The following is an 18,683-nucleotide window of genomic DNA, read 5'->3' as shown; positions in this document are numbered from 1 at the left end:
GAAACGGTTTTAAATACTAAAGTAAGATGGCTGAAGTAAAAGCTGCTGAGGTATCAGCAATATTAAAAAAACAACTATCAGGTTTTGAAGCCTCGGCTTCATTAGACGAAGTAGGAACAGTACTAACAGTAGGTGATGGTATTGCCCGCGTATACGGACTATCAAATGCTCAATACGGAGAATTAGTAGAGTTTGAAAGTGGTTTAGAAGGTATGGTACTTAACCTTGAAGAAGACAACGTTGGTGTTGTAATCTTAGGGGCTTCTAAAGACATTAAAGAAGGCGCTACTGTAAAACGTACGCAACGTATTGCATCTGTTAAAGTTGGTGAAGGTGTAGTTGGTAGAGTTGTTGATACATTAGGAAACCCTATCGATGGTAAAGGCCCTATCGAAGGAACTCTTTACGAAATGCCGTTAGAGCGTAAAGCTCCTGGTGTAATTTACCGTCAACCGGTAAATGAGCCGTTACAAACTGGTATTAAGTCTGTAGATGCTATGATTCCGGTTGGTCGTGGTCAACGTGAGTTGGTTATTGGTGACCGTCAGACTGGTAAAACTACTGTGTGTATTGATACCATTATTAATCAGAAAGAATTTTACGATGCAGGGGAACCTGTATATTGTATATATGTTGCAGTAGGACAAAAAGCTTCTACTGTTGCTGGTATTGCTAAAACTTTAGAAGATAAAGGGGCATTAGCATATACTACTATTGTTGCGGCTAACGCATCAGATCCTGCTCCAATGCAGGTATATGCTCCGTTTGCAGGTGCTGCAATTGGTGAGTACTTCCGTGATACAGGTCGTCCTGCGTTAATTATCTATGATGATTTATCTAAGCAAGCGGTTGCGTATCGTGAGGTGTCATTATTATTAAGAAGACCACCAGGACGTGAGGCATATCCTGGAGACGTTTTCTACCTTCACTCTCGTTTATTAGAGCGTGCTGCTAAAGTGATTGCCGATGATAATATTGCTAAGAACATGAACGACCTTCCAGAGTCGTTAAAGCCAATCGTAAAAGGTGGTGGTTCGTTAACAGCGTTACCAATTATCGAAACTCAGGCAGGTGACGTTTCTGCATATATCCCAACCAACGTAATTTCGATTACCGATGGTCAGATATTCTTAGAGTCAGATTTATTTAACTCTGGTGTACGTCCTGCAATTAACGTTGGTATCTCGGTATCTCGTGTAGGTGGTTCGGCTCAGATTAAATCAATGAAGAAAGTAGCAGGTACGTTAAAATTAGATCAAGCTCAGTACCGTGAATTAGAAGCGTTTGCTAAGTTTGGGTCCGACCTAGATGCTGCTACAATGAACGTAATTAGCAAAGGTAAACGTAACGTGGAGATCTTAAAGCAAGCTCAAAACGATCCGTATACTGTAGAAGATCAGATTGCTATCATTTTTGCTGGTTCTAAAAACTTATTAAAAGAAGTACCTGTAGAGCGTGTTAAAGAGTTCGAAAAAGAATATATCGATTTCTTAAACGCTAAGCACAGATCAACACTAGATGAGTTAAAAGCTGGTAAATATACAGATGCTCAAACAGATGTATTAACAGCTGTAGCTAAAGAGATTGCTCCTAAGTACGCAAGATAATTTAGAATTCTGAATTCATAATCCATAATTAAAACTATGGCCAATTTAAAAGAAATACGTAACAGAATTGCTTCGGTAAGTTCAACCATGCAAATTACCAGTGCCATGAAAATGGTATCGGCAGCTAAGTTGAAAAGAGCCCAAGATGCTATTACAGCAATGAGACCTTATGCTAGTAAGTTAACTGAATTGTTACAGGCATTAAGTGCTACTCTAGAGGGTGATAACGGAAGTGTATATGCTACGGAAAGAGAGGTGAAGAAAGTGTTATTGGTACCTATTACTTCTAACAGAGGTTTGTGTGGTGGTTTTAATGCAAATATTATAAAAGCTTCTTTGGCTGCTGCAGATACCTATAAGGGTAAAGAGGTTTATTACTTTACAATAGGTAAAAAGGGAAATGATGTTATTAAGAAATCGCAAGTGGTAGTTGAAAACCACAACGAGATTTTTGATGATTTAACCTTTGAAAATGTTGCGGCTTTAGCAGATACGTTAATGACTTTCTATGCTGAAGGAACGTATGATAAGATTGTACTTATCTACAATCATTTTAAAAATGCGGCTAACCAAATTGTGCTACAGGAACAGTTTTTACCAATTGTTCAAGAGAAGACAGAGGAAACAGCTAATGTTACTTTAGATTATCTTTTTGAGCCATCTAAAAAGGAAATTGTAGAAACATTGATCCCGAAGTCTTTAAAAACACAATTATATAAAGCTATTAGAGACTCGTTTGCTTCTGAGCATGGTGCACGTATGACGGCAATGCACAAAGCAACCGATAATGCAACCGATTTACGTAACCAATTAAAGCTTACGTACAACAAGGCTCGTCAGGCGGCTATTACAAACGAAATTTTAGAAATCGTTGGTGGTGCCGAAGCATTGAACGGATAAATAGAAAATACTCTTTATATGTTAACCCTGTCTTAATTAAGGCAGGGTTTTTTTGTTTAATCATTTTATGAAGTACCTTTAATATATGAAGAAAATATACGTTTACAAAGAGACACAACTATTTCATATTCTTATTGTATTTATAATCGTTTTTCTGGCTTCTTTTCAGGCGCTATTGTATTTTGGAGAAGAAACATATGCCTCTTTAAATTCTGTAATTGGTATTACTGTAGTGTTTGTGGTGCTTATTTTGTTGTTCTTTAATTTTACAATTGCTATAACAGAAGACCATTTAAAACTAAGCTTTGGTTTGGGTATTATAAATATAAAATATTCTCTTAAGAATATGCTGCGTGAAAGTATAGCACAAGAAAAAATACCTGGTTGGTTTGGTATGGGAATTCGTTTAGCACCGGGAGGACGATTGGTATTTAATACTAAACCGGGTATGGCAGTATGTTTTAATTTGGTTACCAGTAGGTTTAGAGTATGTATTGTTACTAATAATCCCGATGAGTTAGAATGTGTATTAAAAGAACAATGCTAAGCCCTTTAGCAATATTACCTTATGTAATTGCTTTAAATGTGTAGTAATATGTGGTTATGAAAACACTGGAAACTAGAATTAATATTACTTTTTCTGGTGTAGAAGAGAACCTGTATTTTGAGGTACCTATACCTAAAAACAAATAATAATGGTAAATCATCTGGTGGGTTTTAAAAATCAACCAATAAAATTGTAGTGCTGTATATAATTCTATACATTAGCGCAGGTTAAAATGTTGTAACTGAATTTGAGCGCACTACAGAAACTTTTTAAAACTACTTTTATCTACGGTTTAGCAACCGTATTGCCTCGTATTCTCGGATTAATTCTTACTCCTTTCTATATTCATGAGTTACCAAATAAAGCCGATTATGGGGTGTATTCATCCTTAATGGTATACCTTATTTTAGGAAACGTAATGCTGTCGTATGGTATGGAGACCGCCTTTTTCAGGTTTATGAATAAGAGCGAACGTAAATCTGAGGTACAATCAACAGCATTAACGGCTTTACTTATTTCTTCTGTGTTGTTTTGTGTTCTGGGTTTACTGTTTGAAAATCCTATAGCACAGTGGTTACATTATACACCGGCATTTATTGGTTATGCCGTAGGTATTTTAACCTTAGATGCATTGTCAGTTATTCCGTTTGCTTGGTTCAGAAACCAAGAGATGCCTATTAAATATTCCTTTGTAAAAATTAGTAACGTACTTATTAATTTTTCACTGAACATCTTTTTCTTTGTTGGGCTACCGGCCATTGCTGGAGAAAACCCTAAGGGGTTAATAGCCCATCTTAATTTTGAAGATAAAGTGCACTACATTTTTTTGGCAAACTTAGTGGCCAGTGCTTTTACTTTGTTAATGGTGTTACCCCTTTATAAACGTATTGGAATTTCTTTTGATAAGGTTATCTTTAAAAAAATGCTCAAGTATGCTTTTCCTGTACTTATAGCGGGTATCGCATTTTCTATAAATGAAGGATTCGATAAATTGATATTGCGTTACATGCTACCCAAAAAAGTTGCCGATGATGTTGTTGGAATCTATGCTGCTTGTTATAAATTAGGCGTGTTTATGACATTGTTTGTAACGGCTTTTAAATTGGGTGTAGAACCTTTCTTTTTTAGTCATGCCAATAAAAAGAACGCTAAAGAAACCTATGCTAATATAACATTGTACTTTTCCATATTCGGTTCGTTTATTGTGTTGTTTGTAGTGGTGTATGCAGATATCCTAAAGCAAATATTAATTCCGGAACAAGTATATTGGGAAGCTCTTTGGGTGGTGCCGTTTATTTTAATGGCCAACTTATGTTTGGGTATTTATCATAACCTATCGGTATGGTATAAGGTAACCGATAAAACCTGGTATGGTGCGGCCATATCAATTGTGGGGGCTGTTATCACATTATCGTTAAACTTTATGCTCATTCCTATCATAAGTTATAAAGGGGCAGCTATAGCTACTTTAGCGGCCTATGCAGGAATGATGTTTATTTCGTATTACTACGGTCAAAAAAATTATAAAATCCCTTATAACGTCAAAAAAATAGCCTTATACATGGGTACATGTATGGTGTATGCAACCTTGTCGTTCTATGTTTTTAATAGAAACATATATGTGGGAACCCTATTTGTTTTTATATTTTTGTTAATGATCTATATATTGGAGGGTAAAGCCCTTAAAAAAACACTTAAAAAAGCATGACAATAAAAGTTATAACTACCTCTAAACACACGTTACCGGAATATGAAACCGGAGCTTCTGCAGGAATGGATTTAAGAGCCAATTTAGAGGCTCCTATTACCTTAAAGCCTATGGAAAGAACCATTGTAAAAACCGGGCTTTTTATAGAGTTGCCTGTAGGGTATGAAGCTCAGGTACGACCAAGAAGCGGGCTGGCTGCTAAAAAAGGAATTACGGTGTTAAATGCTCCGGGTACTATTGATGCAGATTACCGTGGAGAAGTAGGGATTATTTTAGTAAACTTATCTACTGAAGATTTTGTGATTGAAGATGGAGAACGTGTGGCGCAAATGGTCATTGCAAAATATGAGAGAGCAGAGTGGGCAACAGTAGACGAATTGTCTTCAACGGTACGTGGTGCTGGTGGTTTTGGTAGTACCGGAACCAAATAACTGTACTTTGCGAGTATTTTAGAATAGTATATGTAAATCCCCTAAATGAATTTTTAAAGGCAACATTATGAAAATTATTGTACCTATGGCAGGGAGAGGATCCCGCCTAAGACCCCATACATTAACCGTACCTAAACCGTTGATTCCTATCGCGGGTAAACCTATTGTTCAACGTTTGGTTGAAGATATTTCAAAGGTATTGAAACAACCAGTAGAAGAAGTGGCATTTGTAATTAAAGATGATTTTGGTGATGCTATAGAAGAGCACTTACTAGAGGTTGCAGCAAGTGTTGGTGCTAAAGGCACAATATATTATCAGGATCAACCTTTAGGTACTGGGCATGCTATTATGTGTGCTAAAGACTCACTAGATGGTCCGTGTGTTATTGCCTATGCAGATACCTTGTTTAAAGCAGATTTTAATTTAGATGTTTCGGCAGATAGTGTTATATGGGTAAAGAAAGTTGAAAACCCACAGGCATACGGGGTAGTGCAATTAAATGAAGAAAGTGATATTACCGGATTGGTAGAAAAACCTCAGGAGTTTGTGTCCGATCTTGCGGTGATAGGTATATATTACTTTAGACAAGCAGAGGTGCTAAAAGCTGAATTGCAAAAAGTATTGGATAATAATATTATTCACGGAGGTGAATACCAGATTAATGATGGAATTAAAGCCATGATGGAAAATGGTATGAAGTTTGTTCCTGGTAAGGTAGATGTTTGGATGGATTGTGGAAATAAAAACATCACTGTAGATACTAATAAACGAATGTTACAGTTTTTATATGAAGATGGGCATAGTTTGGTAGCAGAATCGGTTACCATTGAAAACTCTGAGATTATACCACCTTGTTATATTGGTGATAATGTAGTATTACGTAATGTAACATTAGGCCCTAATGTATCATTAGGAGATGGGTGTGTGGTTGAAGGTTCGGTTATTAAGAATAGTTTAGTACAAAACCATGCTATTATTAAAAATGCTAACTTAGATAATGCTATGATAGGAAATCATGCTACCTTTGATGGTAATTTTACAAGTATTAGTATTGGTGATTACTCAGAATTAGTGTAAACAAAACAGCTTATATGCATAAGTTTTCGAGCGTTATATTGTTAGGATTAACATTTTGTTTGTGGGTTTCTATAGGAAATGCTCAGAACGAGAATGATGATGCCTCTGTAACTTCGGAAACTGTAGAAAGTGATTTTCAAGAACATTTTTTTACGGCTCTAAAAGAGCGTGCTATAGAAAATTACGGAAAGGCTATAGACGAGTTATTACTGTGTAAGGAGTTAGACCCCGAAAATGCTGCTGTAGATTATGAAATGGGGATTAATTATACTTCGGCTAGGTTGTATGAAGATGCAGAAAATGCATTGTTAGCTGCGGTAGAAAAAGAACCTTCTAATCGTTGGTATTCCGAGGCCTTATTTAATGTGTACAAAGCACAGAACAAAATTGAAGAGGCTATAGAAACAGCAGAAAATCTGGCTCAGTATAAAGATGCATTTAAGGAAAGTTTGGTGTATCTGTATGCTAATAACTTTCAGTACGATAAAGCCTTGGCGCAATTAGATACACTTGATGAGTTATACGGATCTTCTTCTGAAAGAGATAAGAAACGTGCGCATTTTAAAGCTATGCAAAAGCACAATGCAGAAATATCTGAAGATGTAGAAAAGGTGACGGAAGCAACAGATGCTGTTGATGGCGAGGAAACCGATCCGCTAAAGGATATTAGAAATGAGCTTACTAACTTACAAGAAGCTAATGACTTTGCAACATTAAAAGAAAAGGCTCAAGAGGCTTTGGCGAGTTATCCAACACAACCTTTTTTGTATTATATGGAAGGGGTGGCCAATGAGCATATGACACAGTTTAAACAGGCTATTGAGTCTTATGAAATGGCAATTGAATTTTTAGTAGATGATGTCGTTTTAGAAAAAGAACTGTATTTAGCCTTGGCAAATTGCCATAAGCAATTAGGAAATATACAAGAGCAACAAGAATATCTGCACAAAGCAAATGATATATAACTATATGAAGTTGATTTATAAAGCAACCACAATGGTTTTGGTAATACTGCTACTAGCTTCTTGCGAAGCCAAAAAGATAGTAGGAGAGGGTACTGTAAACACTAGTTTAACGGCCAAAAAGATTGTTAAAAATCATTATACAAATGCACTTGATTTTAAAACCATTAAAGGGAAACTTAAGGTTAAGTATAATGATGGGGATTCTTCTAACTCTTTTGGGGTGAGTCTTCGAATGGAAAAGGATAAGGCTATTTGGATTAGCGAAGCAACTTTTGGATTGGTGAAGGCTTATATAACGCCTAATGGTGTATCATTCTATAACAAGTTAGATAATACATACTTTGAGGGTGATTTTTCATATATCAGTAATTTATTGGGTACCGAACTTGATTTTGATAAATTACAGAATGTATTATTAGGGCAGGCCATTGTAGATATGAAAAAAGATAAGTATGGTGTTACGGTAGGTGATAATCGTTATCAGTTAAAACCTGAGCAATCATTAGGAGCTTTTAAATTACTGTTTTTGGTAGAGCCTAAATATTATAAAATGAGTTTGCAGCAGGTATCTCAACCGGCTGAAGGACGTGTTTCCAGTATTTCGTACGATTCGTATCAAGATGTAGACGGACAAGCTTTTCCTGATAAGGTTAGTATAAAGGTAGAGGATTCAAAAGGGATTACAGGAATTGATATTGAGTACAAAAAAATAGAACTGAACGAAAAAGTGACATTTCCGTATAACATACCAAGCGGTTATAGTCTAATTACCTTAGAAAAATAATTGAATACCATGCGTATTAAGTTTCTTATAGTTGTTTTGTGTTTCTCTTTTGTAGGTATTGTAAATGCACAGTCAAAAGAGCAAGATGCCTTGCAGCGTAAACGAAACGATTTATTACAAGAAATTAAGCAAATACAGTTGTTACTAAATGAGCAAACTTCAGAAAAGAAGTCGGTAGTTACACAGGTAGAAGGTCTTAACAAAAAGATTTTGGTTCGCGAAAAACTTAATAAGGTTACCAATCAGCAGATCAATTTAATTAACTCCAATCTTAAAAATAACCAGAAAACCATTAAGAGTCTTGAGGATGAACTTAAGGTTTTAAGAGGCAATTATGCCGAGATGATACGTAAATCGTATCGTAACAAGTCGCAACAAAACAGGTTAATGTTTATTTTGGCTTCTGAAACATTTTTTCAGGCGTATAAACGTATGGAGTATATGCGACAGTTTAGGGCGCATTTAAAGAAGCAAGGAACCATTATTCAAGATAAAGCAAAGGAATTACAGAGGTTAAATCAATCGTTGGTTACGCAGCGTGCAGATAAGCAGGAGCTGATTGAAGAAAATAAAGAAATTAGAACACAGTTAGAATCGGAACGCATAAAGCAACAGGAACTTATTACTGAGATTAAGAAGAAGGAAGGATCATATTTAGCTAAGATTAAAGAGAAGAAACAAGAAGCAGATCGATTAGAGCAAGAGATTCAGCGCTTGATTAGAGAGGCTATAGCTGAAAGTAGAAAAAAAGCTGCCGCCAATGGTAAGAAGGTAAGTAGTTCTTCTAATACCTTTGCCTTAACACCAGAAGAAGAAATGATAGCCAATAACTTTGCCGCTAATAAGGGTAAATTAATTTGGCCTGTAGAAAGAGGGGTAGTATCTATTGGTTATGGTAAATATTCAGATCCTGTATATCCTGGATTAGTGCAAGAAAATAGTGGGGTAAATATTATGGTGCCCGAAGGAGAAGTGGCAAGAGCAATTTTTGAAGGAGAAGTGATTAGAATAACCATTAATAGGGGGAAAGCTAATGTGTATCTTAAGGATGGTAATTACATTAGCACCTATTGTAATCTAGATCATTTATATGTGAAGAAAGGTGATGTGATACCTGCTAAACAACCTATCGGTACTATTTTTACCAGTAAATATACTGGTAAAACAGAGCTTAAGTTTTTGCTTTATAAGAATACCATTAAATTAAATCCTGAACTGTGGATTTATAAAATGTAATCATAAAAAAGCCTGCTTTTAAGCAGGCTTTTTTATGATTACATTTTAGGTGCTTATTCTTCCATAAAAATAGCTTTCAATTCGGTAGCTTCACTAGGTTTCATCTTACCGGCTAGTACCAAGCTAAGTTGTTTTCTTCTTAAAGCAGCAACAAAACGTTCTTTTTCTAAATCAGTTTCAGGAGTTAAAGAAGGTACGGGAGTAGGTTTTCCCATATCGTCTACGGCTACAAAAGTGTAAATAGCCTCGTTTGCCTTCGTTCTGTGTCCGTTTTCTCTATCTTCTATCCAAACATCTATAATAATCTCCATGGAACTCTTAAAAGCTCTTGAAACGTTAGCTTCAATAGTTACTACACTTCCTAGTGGGATAGACCTGTTAAAGGCTACATGATTTACAGATGCAGTTACTACGACTCTTCGGGAATGTCTGCGAGCTGCAATACTTCCTGCACGATCCATGCGCGCTAAAAGATCACCTCCAAATAAATTATTTAAAGGGTTGGTTTCACTGGGTAATACCAGATCTGTCATTACGGTTCTAGATTCACTTGGAGTTTTAGATTGCATCATTTGGTTTTTGTTTGGTGCAAATATAAGAAAACTAGTTACCTGTTTTTTTTAAAAGGAAACATGGGTTAGCTATCAATTACATAGTAATTGTTAACTTAGATAGTAAGTAAAAGGTGTTTGTATACATTATTCAGAAACAAATAGCCAAATACCTGTAATGGCTTTTCTGTTTTTAAACAAAAAGCGTTCAGCCTCTCTATTTTCTTCAAAGCCTTGTAATGAAACCTGCCACAACCCGAATTTGTTTTGACCTAAAATGGTAGCGTGCTCGTAACCTTGCTCTTTCAGTTCGGCTACTCTAGTGTGGGCGTTGTTTTCATCTCTAAAAGCACCCGCTACAATATGATATTTTAACGGAGTAACTTTTTTAGTTACTGTGAGCTGTACAGGAGCTAACTCTAGCGGAAGTTCATCAAAAAAGGTAGCATTCTGAATTTCTTGAGTTACCTTCTCTTGTGCATCTTGTTCTGCAACAATAGCGTTTTCTGTCTGTGTGTTCAGGTAGTTATAACCTATAGAACCAGCAACACTTAATCCTAATACAAATACAGCAGCATATTTTAAATAGGATGGAGCTGTTTTTCTAGCTTCAGGGGTAAGGGTAATAGGTGTCTTTTTCTCTATTGTTTCTACTTCTTTATGAAGTTGTTCCCTAGTAATTTCAGGAGAAACAAATGTAGATAACCCAAAAGAGCTGGTTAAATAATTTACATGCTGCGAAGGATTAAATTGTAAAGAACCTTCGTTATTTAACCAAAATTCACCTAAATTTTTTAAGGTTAGAATGGCATTACTGTTAAGCGTTTGTTGCCACTCAAAAACCGAAGTTTCAATTTTTATAAGAGCAATATCATAAGATAGTTTCTTTACAGAGGCAATGTAATTAGCTAATAACCCATCGTTATTAATAACCTGCTTGTTAAAAGAGATCATTTTAGTAGGTGGGTAAAATGCATTGGTAGAGGTATGCACTTGTGCACCCTTAGTACTGGTTAAAAAAGCACCAAAACCAGGGATGGTTACACACTCATATCTGTATAAAAGTTCGCTTATGTAATTTTCCAATTTCATAAAAACAAAAGTAGTAATTTTTTAAGTTGGTTCAGAAGTATGTTAATAAGTTTAGTTACCTTTAGCTAAATTTAATGGAATGTCAGAAGAAGATTTGCTTTGGTTTTTGGCGCTGAAAAGTGTGCCAAAAGTGGGGGATATTAATGCTAAAAAACTCATAAACCATTGTGGTAGTGCCAAGAATGTGTTTACCGAAAAGAAACATCATTTGGCCAAAATAGATGGTATTGGTACGTTAATGATTAAAAATTTATTTGAGAAAGATTATTTGGAAGAGGCCACTAAAGAACTCAGATTTATAAAGGATAATGATATTACTGCTACGTATTACAATGAGGAAGCATACCCTGATAAACTAAAACATTGTATAGATGCTCCGTTAATACTTTTTCAAAAAGGGACTATTGATTTAAAGGAGAAAAAGGTGGTAAGTATAGTGGGCACCAGACAGGTAACAATGTATGGGAGTAGTTTTTGTGAAGCCCTCATAGAAGAGTTAGCTGTACTAGATGTAGTTGTGGTTAGTGGCTTTGCCTATGGGGTAGATATTTGTGCGCATAAAGCAGCTGTTAAGAATGGATTACAGACAATAGGCTGTTTGGCGCATGGGTTAAATCAAATATATCCTAAGGTTCATAGCAAATATGTTGCTTCAATAGAAGCTAATGGTGGTTTTGTAACCGATTTTAAAAGTACTTCTACTTTTGATAGAAATAACTTTTTACGGAGAAACCGTATAATTGCTGGGATGGCCGATGCTACCGTTGTAATAGAATCTGCAGATAGGGGAGGAAGTTTGGTAACAGCCGATATTGCATACTCCTATAACCGCGATGTGTTTGCTGTACCGGGCAGAGTAGGAGATGCGTATAGTGTGGGGTGCAATGCCTTAATAAAGCAACAAAAAGCACAAATGCTAACTAGTGCAGCCGACCTTATTTATAGTTTAGGGTGGAGTTTGGAAACAGAAACGGTAAAGCCCGTACAGAAGCAATTGTTTGTAGAGCTACACGGAGATGAACATGCGATCTATAATTTTTTAAGAGATAAGGGTAAGCAGTTGATGGATGTAATAGCTATGGAGTGTACATTACCCGTTTTTAAAGTATCGGCTACCTTGTTAAATTTAGAGATGAAAGGGTTGGTACGTCCGCTACCGGGTAAATTATTTGAGGCAGTTTAGCGTTTTACATGTAACTATTTGTATTTCCTAATTTTTTAGATGGGTATATCTGTAGTAGTCATTAAAGATATAAAAAAGTAACGGGGCTTATTAGCCCCGTTACTTTTTTATATTCACTCAATATTTTAGATTACATACTTTGTATGGTACGCCCAAAATCTATTAATAACCTAATTTTTTACGTACTCTTTCCAGTACCTCGTCAGCTATTACCGCTGCTTTTTTAGCCCCCTGTTTTAAAATGGCATCTACTTCATCAAGGTTATCCATGTAGTAGTTAAATTTCTCTCTTGGCTCTTTAAACTTTTTACAGATTAGTTCAAACAAAGCTTGTTTTGCATGACCATACCCATAATTACCACCTTCGTAGTTGGCACGCATGGTAGCCGTTTCTTCTGTAGAAGCTAATATTTTGTATAACGCAAATACATTACACGTATCAGGGTTTTTAGGCTCTTCAAGTGGTGTACTATCGGTTTCAATACCCATAATTTGTTTACGTAGCTTTTTATCTGGTAAAAAGATATTGATGTAGTTATTAGCCGATTTACTCATTTTACCACCATTGGTTCCGGGAACATATTGGGTTTCTGAGCTTAAAGTAGACTCTGGTAACATAAATGTTTCTCCCATTTGATTGTTAAACTTGGTAGCAATGTCTCTGGTAATCTCTATATGTTGTAATTGGTCTTTACCAACTGGTACAAATTCTGCGTCGTATAGAAGTATATCGGCAGCCATTAACATAGGATAAGTAAATAATCCTGCATTTACATCAGCCAATCTATCCGCTTTATCTTTAAATGAGTGCGCTAATGTTAAACGTTGGTAAGGAAAGAAACAACTTAAATACCAAGATAATTCTGTTACCTGTGCTACGTCACTCTGGCGATAAAAAACAACCTTCTCAATATCTAAACCAAAAGCAAGCCAGGTTGCTGCAACACTATACGTGTTTTGTCTCAGGGTTTCACCCTCTTTAATTTGTGTAATAGAGTGCAAATCTGCAATAAACAGAAATGAGTCATTCTCCGGTTTTTGAGACATCTCAATGGCCGGTAAAATGGCTCCTAGAATGTTTCCTAAGTGGGGCACTCCTGTACTTTGAATACCCGTTAAAATCCGTGACATAATCTTGGTTTTATATTGTTACTACAAAAAAACGGCAAAAAAAATTGTTACCGTAATTTTATGACATAATTTTTTGTATTTATAAAGAGCTTGTTGCATTGTGTTCTTCCACACAATTTTTGATTATGTTGCTTAAGAGTATTTAAAATTTCACTCAATAATTGAGATTAAATGCTCCGAGACTTGTCTCTAAATAGAAATGCAATGCTTACTAAATTTCAACGTGTGATATTTGGTATCCTACTATAAGTTGGTACGATTCTGTAAATCATAAGTTTGATATTACCCTAGAAGGAGACTACAAAATTTATTTTCAACACAAGTATGAGTAATTGGGTGTTATAATCTGGTTGGTTCCGAATATTGCTATTAGAAAATATGGATACGAATTGCCGAAAATTCACCTATACTAACAGTAGATGAATATTTGGTAGCAACCACAATAGTCATATTTAGTTTAGGTAAACGACATAGAAGATATTTTTTTACCGTAGAACAAATTTATTAGTGTAAAGCAATAAACCTTTTGTTATTTTTGTTGTTATGACTACTATCATAAAGGCAATTATTTATACACTTTGGCGGGTATGGTTTTACATATTAGTAGCGGTACCCATAATTTTATTTTTTCCTATTTTATTGGTATTAAGCTCTAAAGAAAAATGGTACCCTGCATTTTTTTGGATAGCACGAAATATATGGGCTAATGTAGTGATGTATGGTGCAGGCTTTTTTCCTAAAATTACCTATGATGAAAAAATAGTAAAAGGTAAAAGTTACATGCTTATAGCTAACCATACTAGCATGTTAGATATAATGCTAATGCTAAAAGTATCTAGAAATCCGTTTGTATTTGTGGGTAAAAAGGAACTGACTAAGTTGCCCGTTTTTGGTTTCTTCTACAAACGTGTATGTATTTTGGTAGATAGAAGTAATGCCAATAGTAGATCTGCTGCGTATAAAAAAGCTAAAGAGCGATTAAATCAAGGATTAAGTATTTGCATATTTCCTGAGGGCGGTGTTCCTGACGATATTAGCATTGTTTTAGACAACTTTAAAGACGGAGCTTTTAGATTGTCTATAGAGTACCAAGTACCTTTAGTACCAATGGTATTTAATAATAAAAAGCGTTTTCCGTATGTTTTTTTAAAAGGTACTCCAGGGGTTTCAAGAGCTAAAGTATTGCCGTTTATTAGTACAGAAGGTTTAGATAAAACCGATAAGAACCAATTAAAGAAACAGGCTTACCATACAATGCTTTCTCATTTAGAGGCGTAATCATAAAAAAAAGTGCCCCCGAAGAATTCAGGGACACATTTAGGTCATCATTACTTTTTAAAAGAACCTAACCTAACCTAACTAAAACCTAAAACTAAAGCCTGTATATAATCCTAATGTATAAGGTTTAAAACCGTTATCATCAGCAAATGTATTTAGTTGATATTTAAACATAGGTTCTACATTAAAAGAAAGCCTATTTGTAAATGTATAATTGATTCCTAAACCTATATTCGTACTTAGGTTTAACGTGTTAATATTGTTAGATTTCCCGATAGCGGTTATTAATCCGTCTGACTCTAATAGAATTTCATTGTTACTTAGAATCAAGGTGCTTAGCCCTCCTATAAGATTTACCCCAAATTTAGCATCTATTAATTGATATTCAAGTTCTACCGGAATCTCAATATAATCCATGTTCTGAATAAGAGCCCCTTTATATTTCTCTACTGATGCATTAGATTCAGTAACATCAATTAATCCGTCTGATACATTGGTTGAGGTTAAATCATCGGTATTGGTAGCCATTGCTATAGTGGCGCCAGATTCTGAATAATTTATAGAGCTAATAGCTTGTGATTGCGAGGTGTTGGTAAAATAAACATTCTCTGTAGCATAGCCATAATTAACCTTACTTACTCCAGAGCGTATTTTAAAACGCTTGTCTACTTGCATACCAACATTAATACCGTAGCTCATGTTTACATGTCCGGTTTTACCGTTGCTCGCAAAGTCACCACTAATAGGTGATCCGTCAGAAATAGAGTTAAAGTACACAGGAGCTACATTAGGATTAATACTCCATTTTTTCATACCCGCAAGTTTGTCTTCTTTCTCGTCTTCCTCTGGGTCATTATATTTTTCCTGTTGTTTTCTAATTGCTTCTTCAAGTGTTAGAGCTTCTTCTGCAAGTACTGCTTCTTCCATCAAAAGAGAATCTAATTTTTCTTTTTCTATGTTTACCGGAAGGTAATTATTAGATGCATAGGCATTAGTAGTAACCGTAGTATCTATAATTACACGTAACGTACTATTATTATTTTGTTTTGTTAGTGTTGTTCCAGTAGTTGTATTGGTTCCTAACACCTTGTTTTTGGCTGCTACATTAGGGGTAGCAGTAGCAATATAGTTTTCATTTTCGGGCTCTTCAGGATACGCTAACTCTTTTCTCTTTTTAAACGTTTTATCGTTTCTGTATTTAGTACTAAAGTTATTATTCTGATACGAGTATTTTTTACTAGCGTTTTTACCGGCATTAAAAGTATTTTTATTAGTAGAAATAATCGCATCTGACTGTTGTTTGCTGTTAGCAATTACGTCATTAGCTATTGCAGTTTTATTAATTTCAGGTGTATTCTCTTCTGCGCTGATATGTACGGCATCATTTTCAACCAAAACATCAACAGTTGTTGTTTCGTTTTGAGTAGTAGGATCGCTAAGATTCTTTTTATTTTCGGTACCTAAAATAACCTCAGGTGATGTTACATAACTATCGTTAGCAGTTTTTTGTGGCGGATTAAAATACATTAATATCCCCATACCAATAAGAAATAAAGCCACAGCAGCCGATCTTCCTAACCACCATGGAATTAAAGGAATTGCGTTATCGTCTTCCTCATCAAGCTTTGCTTGTATATTGTTCCATACAGCGTTATTAGGGAGAGCCTCAAAGTCTTTAAATTTCTCCTGAAATAACCTGTCTATATTTTTATCTTCATGCTCCATTACAACGTATTACTCTTTTTTTTTGTAATCTCCTCTTCTTCAATTCGCTGTTTCAAAATCATTCGAGCTCTAGCCAAATTAGATTTAGAAGTTCCTTCTGAAATACTTAGCGTTTCTGAAATTTCTTTATGCGAATAGCCGTCTAAAACATATAAGTTAAACACTAATCTATATCTGTTAGGTAATTCTTGTATTAACCCTAATAAATAATCTAAACTAAGTGACTCTTCTTCAAAACTTACAGAGACATCTTCGTCTTCAATTTCTCTATTGGGTATAATATCAAAAACCCCTTGATTTCTATATTTTTGTAAGCAGGTATTAATGGTAACCCGTTTTAGCCATCCTTCAAAAGCCCCTTTATTTTTGTACTGATCTATTTTATCAAAGATCATTAAAAAGCTGTCTTGAAGGTTGTCTTCTGCTTCTTCTTTATTCCTTGAATATTTTAAGCAAACCGAATACAGCCGGCCACCAAATAATTGGTATAGCTGGTGCTGAGCCTTACGCTCGCCCTTTTTACATGCTGTAATGAGTTGCTCTAAACTCAATAGAATAATTTTGTTACATTAATACTATAATATAATCCTTATTTTTTAACTACTCTAAAACTACTACGTCATACGTGCTATAGGTATAGTCTCCGTTATCATCTTGGCCTGTTAAAAAATTAAAAGTATAGGTACCAGCATTAATAGGTTTAAAATCAAATGTTGTGCTCTCTAATACCGTGTTTGCATCGCAATTGGTGCCATCATATACTGTAGCAACCAAAGCTACTGTACGTTCATAATCATCAGTGTAATTGTAATCAATTCCGTTTATGTAATAACAACTGTTGGGTAGGGTGTAATAAATAGTAACATTGTACGTATTGTTTACATAAATTTCTGATGGAAACTCAACAGTATCAGTGGCAACAAACTCAAAACGGTAATTTACATTTTCGTCATCATCAATACTACAAGAAAAAGATACAAGTGCAACAATTAATAATAAAGCATACTTCTTCATGGTTCTCATATTCGTTTTCATATACAATAAATTTATCTAACCTTCATTAACTTTTTTAGTAGATACAAGGGTTGTGTAAAGGTTGCGTTAAAATAAAAAAAATCCCGATAAACATCGAGATTTTGATTGTAATTATGAATTGACCGTTTTTAAGGCTTCTTTTATTTTTTGTTCGAGTTCTTCGAGGAGTTCAGGATTATCCATTAATAAGTTTTTAACGGCATCTCTACCCTGGCCTAATTTACTATCACCATAGCTAAACCACGAGCCACTTTTCTTTATAATTTCATATTCTACCCCAATATCTAAAATTTCGCCGACTTTAGATATTCCTTCGCCGTACATAATATCAAACTCAGCTGATTTAAATGGTGGTGCTACTTTGTTTTTAACTACTTTCACACGTGTTTTGTTACCGGCTACATCACCATCGTTGCTCTTAATTTGTGTAGAACGTCTGATATCTAAACGTATCGAAGCATAGAATTTTAATGCATTACCACCTGTTGTAGTTTCAGGATTACCAAACATAACCCCAATTTTTTCACGTAACTGGTTAATAAATATAACGGTGCAATGTGTTTTACTAATAGAAGCGGTTAATTTACGTAAGGCTTGCGACATTAAACGAGCGTGTAATCCCATTTTTGAATCTCCCATCTCACCTTCAATCTCACTTTTAGGAGTTAAAGCGGCAACCGAATCCACAACTACCAAGTCAATAGCTCCAGAACGAATCAGGTTATCGGCAATTTCTAACGCTTGTTCCCCATGGTCTGGTTGCGATATAATAAGGTTATCAATATCTATTCCTAGCTTTTCTGCATAGAAACGGTCAAAAGCATGTTCTGCATCAATAAAAGCAGCAATACCACCGGCTTTTTGAGCCTCTGCTATAGCGTGTAACGTAAGGGTTGTTTTACCCGAAGATTCCGGACCGTAGATTTCTACAATTCTCCCTTTTGGATATCCGCCAACTCCAAGTGCTATATCTAAACCTATAGAACCAGAAGGTATTACTTCTACTTGTTCTACAGCGCTATCACCCATTTTCATCACGGTACCCTTACCGTATGTTTTGTCTAGTTTATCTAACGTTAGCTTAAGTGCTTTTAACTTTGCGTCTTTTTCTGAGGCCATATCTTCGTTTCCTTTTTATGCAGGCTAAAATACTATTTCTTTTATCAGGATACAATTGGCAGCGCAACCTTTTTCAATTTTTCGTATCTACCCTATAAACAGGGATGTTATATGAAGTATTTGAGCAAGAAAATGTTTTTAAAAAACGGTTGCCTTACTTTTTATATGACTATAAATTGTAAGCTTGACGGAGGTTAGCTATTCGTTAGTATGTATAAGATTTTAAAAAAACACACGTATTAACGAATTAGCTGCGAAAAGCGCTATCAAATTTTTTTGGTAGCGCTTTTTGGTTTTTTATACTATAAAATTG

At 35.2% G+C, this 18,683-nt stretch carries 18 protein-coding genes; 11 read left to right on the top strand and 7 right to left on the bottom strand.

Annotated elements, in window-relative coordinates:
- The first annotated feature begins 26 nt into the window (after positions 1 to 26).
- From atpA to NBRC110019_RS09665, 9 genes are all read left to right on the top strand, one after another.
- A complete protein-coding gene (gene atpA / locus NBRC110019_RS09705) occupies positions 27 to 1,607 on the top strand; it encodes a F0F1 ATP synthase subunit alpha (RefSeq protein ID WP_281754424.1) in 1,581 nt (526 codons plus the stop codon).
- Positions 1,608 to 1,643: 36 nt separating this feature from the next.
- The gene (gene atpG, locus NBRC110019_RS09700) at positions 1,644 to 2,507 is read left to right on the top strand and encodes an ATP synthase F1 subunit gamma (protein WP_281754423.1); all 864 of its coding nucleotides are present in this window, start codon (positions 1,644 to 1,646) and stop codon (positions 2,505 to 2,507) included.
- Between the two features lie 85 nt (positions 2,508 to 2,592).
- Positions 2,593 to 3,054, top strand: a complete 462-nt coding sequence (locus NBRC110019_RS09695; protein WP_281754422.1) for a hypothetical protein — start codon at positions 2,593 to 2,595, stop codon at positions 3,052 to 3,054.
- A gap of 247 nt (positions 3,055 to 3,301) precedes the next feature.
- On the top strand, positions 3,302 to 4,762 hold the full coding sequence (locus NBRC110019_RS09690) for a lipopolysaccharide biosynthesis protein (RefSeq protein ID WP_281754421.1): 1,461 nt from the start codon (positions 3,302 to 3,304) through the stop codon (positions 4,760 to 4,762).
- Positions 4,759 to 5,193 (top strand): dUTP diphosphatase, encoded by a 435-nt coding sequence (gene dut, locus NBRC110019_RS09685; RefSeq protein WP_281754420.1) that lies wholly within the window; start codon positions 4,759 to 4,761, stop codon positions 5,191 to 5,193. Before NBRC110019_RS09690 ends, dut begins: the two co-directional genes overlap by 4 nt.
- 67 nt (positions 5,194 to 5,260) lie before the next feature.
- Positions 5,261 to 6,271 carry a sugar phosphate nucleotidyltransferase gene (locus NBRC110019_RS09680; RefSeq protein ID WP_281754419.1) on the top strand — a complete coding sequence of 337 codons (1,011 nt, stop codon included), beginning with the start codon at positions 5,261 to 5,263 and terminating at the stop codon, positions 6,269 to 6,271.
- 14 nt (positions 6,272 to 6,285) lie between these two features.
- The gene (locus NBRC110019_RS09675) at positions 6,286 to 7,236 is read left to right on the top strand and encodes a tetratricopeptide repeat protein (protein ID WP_281754417.1); all 951 of its coding nucleotides are present in this window, start codon (positions 6,286 to 6,288) and stop codon (positions 7,234 to 7,236) included.
- 4 nt (positions 7,237 to 7,240) lie between these two features.
- On the top strand, positions 7,241 to 8,020 hold the full coding sequence (gene lolB1, locus NBRC110019_RS09670) for a lipoprotein insertase outer membrane protein LolB1 (RefSeq protein WP_281754415.1): 780 nt from the start codon (positions 7,241 to 7,243) through the stop codon (positions 8,018 to 8,020).
- A 9-nt stretch (positions 8,021 to 8,029) separates the two neighbouring features.
- Positions 8,030 to 9,256, top strand: a complete 1,227-nt coding sequence (locus NBRC110019_RS09665) for a murein hydrolase activator EnvC family protein (RefSeq protein WP_281754413.1) — start codon at positions 8,030 to 8,032, stop codon at positions 9,254 to 9,256.
- Between the two features lie 53 nt (positions 9,257 to 9,309).
- Here NBRC110019_RS09665 and NBRC110019_RS09660 read toward each other — a convergent pair whose 3' ends face one another.
- Together NBRC110019_RS09660 and NBRC110019_RS09655 are read right to left on the bottom strand one after the other, a co-directional pair.
- Positions 9,310 to 9,825: an acyl-CoA thioesterase gene (locus NBRC110019_RS09660; RefSeq protein WP_281754549.1), complete on the bottom strand. Its 516-nt coding sequence runs from the start codon at positions 9,823 to 9,825 to the stop codon at positions 9,310 to 9,312.
- Between the two features lie 129 nt (positions 9,826 to 9,954).
- On the bottom strand, positions 9,955 to 10,899 hold the full coding sequence (locus tag NBRC110019_RS09655; RefSeq protein WP_281754411.1) for an HU domain-containing protein: 945 nt from the start codon (positions 10,897 to 10,899) through the stop codon (positions 9,955 to 9,957).
- Between the two features lie 79 nt (positions 10,900 to 10,978).
- Here NBRC110019_RS09655 and dprA point away from each other — a divergent pair, with 79 nt between their 5' ends.
- The gene (gene dprA / locus NBRC110019_RS09650; RefSeq protein ID WP_281754409.1) at positions 10,979 to 12,082 is read left to right on the top strand and encodes a DNA-processing protein DprA; all 1,104 of its coding nucleotides are present in this window, start codon (positions 10,979 to 10,981) and stop codon (positions 12,080 to 12,082) included.
- 162 nt (positions 12,083 to 12,244) lie between these two features.
- Here the strand turns inward: dprA and trpS are convergent, their stop codons facing one another.
- Entirely contained in the window at positions 12,245 to 13,213 is a 969-nt protein-coding gene (gene trpS, locus NBRC110019_RS09645; protein ID WP_281754408.1) for a tryptophan--tRNA ligase, read from the bottom strand.
- A 543-nt stretch (positions 13,214 to 13,756) separates the two neighbouring features.
- Between trpS and NBRC110019_RS09640 the strand changes: the two genes are divergently transcribed.
- Positions 13,757 to 14,491 carry a lysophospholipid acyltransferase family protein gene (locus NBRC110019_RS09640; protein ID WP_281754406.1) on the top strand — a complete coding sequence of 245 codons (735 nt, stop codon included), beginning with the start codon at positions 13,757 to 13,759 and terminating at the stop codon, positions 14,489 to 14,491.
- Between the two features lie 81 nt (positions 14,492 to 14,572).
- Here the strand turns inward: NBRC110019_RS09640 and NBRC110019_RS09635 are convergent, their stop codons facing one another.
- The 4 genes from NBRC110019_RS09635 to recA form a co-directional block, all read right to left on the bottom strand.
- The gene (locus NBRC110019_RS09635) at positions 14,573 to 16,216 is read right to left on the bottom strand and encodes a hypothetical protein (RefSeq protein WP_281754404.1); all 1,644 of its coding nucleotides are present in this window, start codon (positions 16,214 to 16,216) and stop codon (positions 14,573 to 14,575) included.
- On the bottom strand, positions 16,216 to 16,767 hold the full coding sequence (locus tag NBRC110019_RS09630) for an RNA polymerase sigma factor (RefSeq protein ID WP_281754402.1): 552 nt from the start codon (positions 16,765 to 16,767) through the stop codon (positions 16,216 to 16,218). The genes NBRC110019_RS09635 and NBRC110019_RS09630 overlap by 1 nt, the downstream gene beginning before the upstream one ends.
- Before the next feature lie 49 nt (positions 16,768 to 16,816).
- Complete coding sequence (locus NBRC110019_RS09625) at positions 16,817 to 17,251, bottom strand: hypothetical protein (protein WP_281754400.1); 435 nt, start codon at positions 17,249 to 17,251, stop codon at positions 16,817 to 16,819.
- A 111-nt stretch (positions 17,252 to 17,362) separates the two neighbouring features.
- Complete coding sequence (gene recA / locus NBRC110019_RS09620) at positions 17,363 to 18,370, bottom strand: recombinase RecA (RefSeq protein ID WP_281754397.1); 1,008 nt, start codon at positions 18,368 to 18,370, stop codon at positions 17,363 to 17,365.
- Between the last annotated feature and the right edge of the window lie 313 nt (positions 18,371 to 18,683).

Source organism: Neptunitalea chrysea (genome assembly GCF_027924145.1).
In the GTDB taxonomy this organism is placed as follows: Bacteria; Bacteroidota; Bacteroidia; order Flavobacteriales; family Flavobacteriaceae; genus Neptunitalea; species Neptunitalea chrysea.
The sequence above is the reverse complement of the archived record's forward strand: the minus strand, read 5'-3'. Positions and strand labels throughout refer to the sequence as shown.

Excerpts from the sequence above, each read along its gene's own strand:
- atpG (WP_281754423.1), top strand. The coding sequence starts at position 1,644 with ATGGCCAATTTAAAAGAAATACGTAACAGAATTGCTTCGGTAAGTTCA.
- NBRC110019_RS09625 (WP_281754400.1), bottom strand. The coding sequence starts at position 17,251 with ATGAAAACGAATATGAGAACCATGAAGAAGTATGCTTTATTATTAATT.
- trpS (WP_281754408.1), bottom strand. The coding sequence starts at position 13,213 with ATGTCACGGATTTTAACGGGTATTCAAAGTACAGGAGTGCCCCACTTA.
- dprA (WP_281754409.1), top strand. The coding sequence starts at position 10,979 with ATGTCAGAAGAAGATTTGCTTTGGTTTTTGGCGCTGAAAAGTGTGCCA.
- NBRC110019_RS09635 (WP_281754404.1), bottom strand. The coding sequence starts at position 16,216 with ATGGAGCATGAAGATAAAAATATAGACAGGTTATTTCAGGAGAAATTT.
- lolB1 (WP_281754415.1), top strand. The coding sequence starts at position 7,241 with ATGAAGTTGATTTATAAAGCAACCACAATGGTTTTGGTAATACTGCTA.
- NBRC110019_RS09665 (WP_281754413.1), top strand. The coding sequence starts at position 8,030 with ATGCGTATTAAGTTTCTTATAGTTGTTTTGTGTTTCTCTTTTGTAGGT.
- NBRC110019_RS09660 (WP_281754549.1), bottom strand. The coding sequence starts at position 9,825 with ATGCAATCTAAAACTCCAAGTGAATCTAGAACCGTAATGACAGATCTG.
- NBRC110019_RS09675 (WP_281754417.1), top strand. The coding sequence starts at position 6,286 with ATGCATAAGTTTTCGAGCGTTATATTGTTAGGATTAACATTTTGTTTG.
- dut (WP_281754420.1), top strand. The coding sequence starts at position 4,759 with ATGACAATAAAAGTTATAACTACCTCTAAACACACGTTACCGGAATAT.
- NBRC110019_RS09695 (WP_281754422.1), top strand. The coding sequence starts at position 2,593 with ATGAAGAAAATATACGTTTACAAAGAGACACAACTATTTCATATTCTT.
- atpA (WP_281754424.1), top strand. The coding sequence starts at position 27 with ATGGCTGAAGTAAAAGCTGCTGAGGTATCAGCAATATTAAAAAAACAA.
- NBRC110019_RS09680 (WP_281754419.1), top strand. The coding sequence starts at position 5,261 with ATGAAAATTATTGTACCTATGGCAGGGAGAGGATCCCGCCTAAGACCC.
- NBRC110019_RS09640 (WP_281754406.1), top strand. The coding sequence starts at position 13,757 with ATGACTACTATCATAAAGGCAATTATTTATACACTTTGGCGGGTATGG.
- NBRC110019_RS09655 (WP_281754411.1), bottom strand. The coding sequence starts at position 10,899 with ATGAAATTGGAAAATTACATAAGCGAACTTTTATACAGATATGAGTGT.
- recA (WP_281754397.1), bottom strand. The coding sequence starts at position 18,370 with ATGGCCTCAGAAAAAGACGCAAAGTTAAAAGCACTTAAGCTAACGTTA.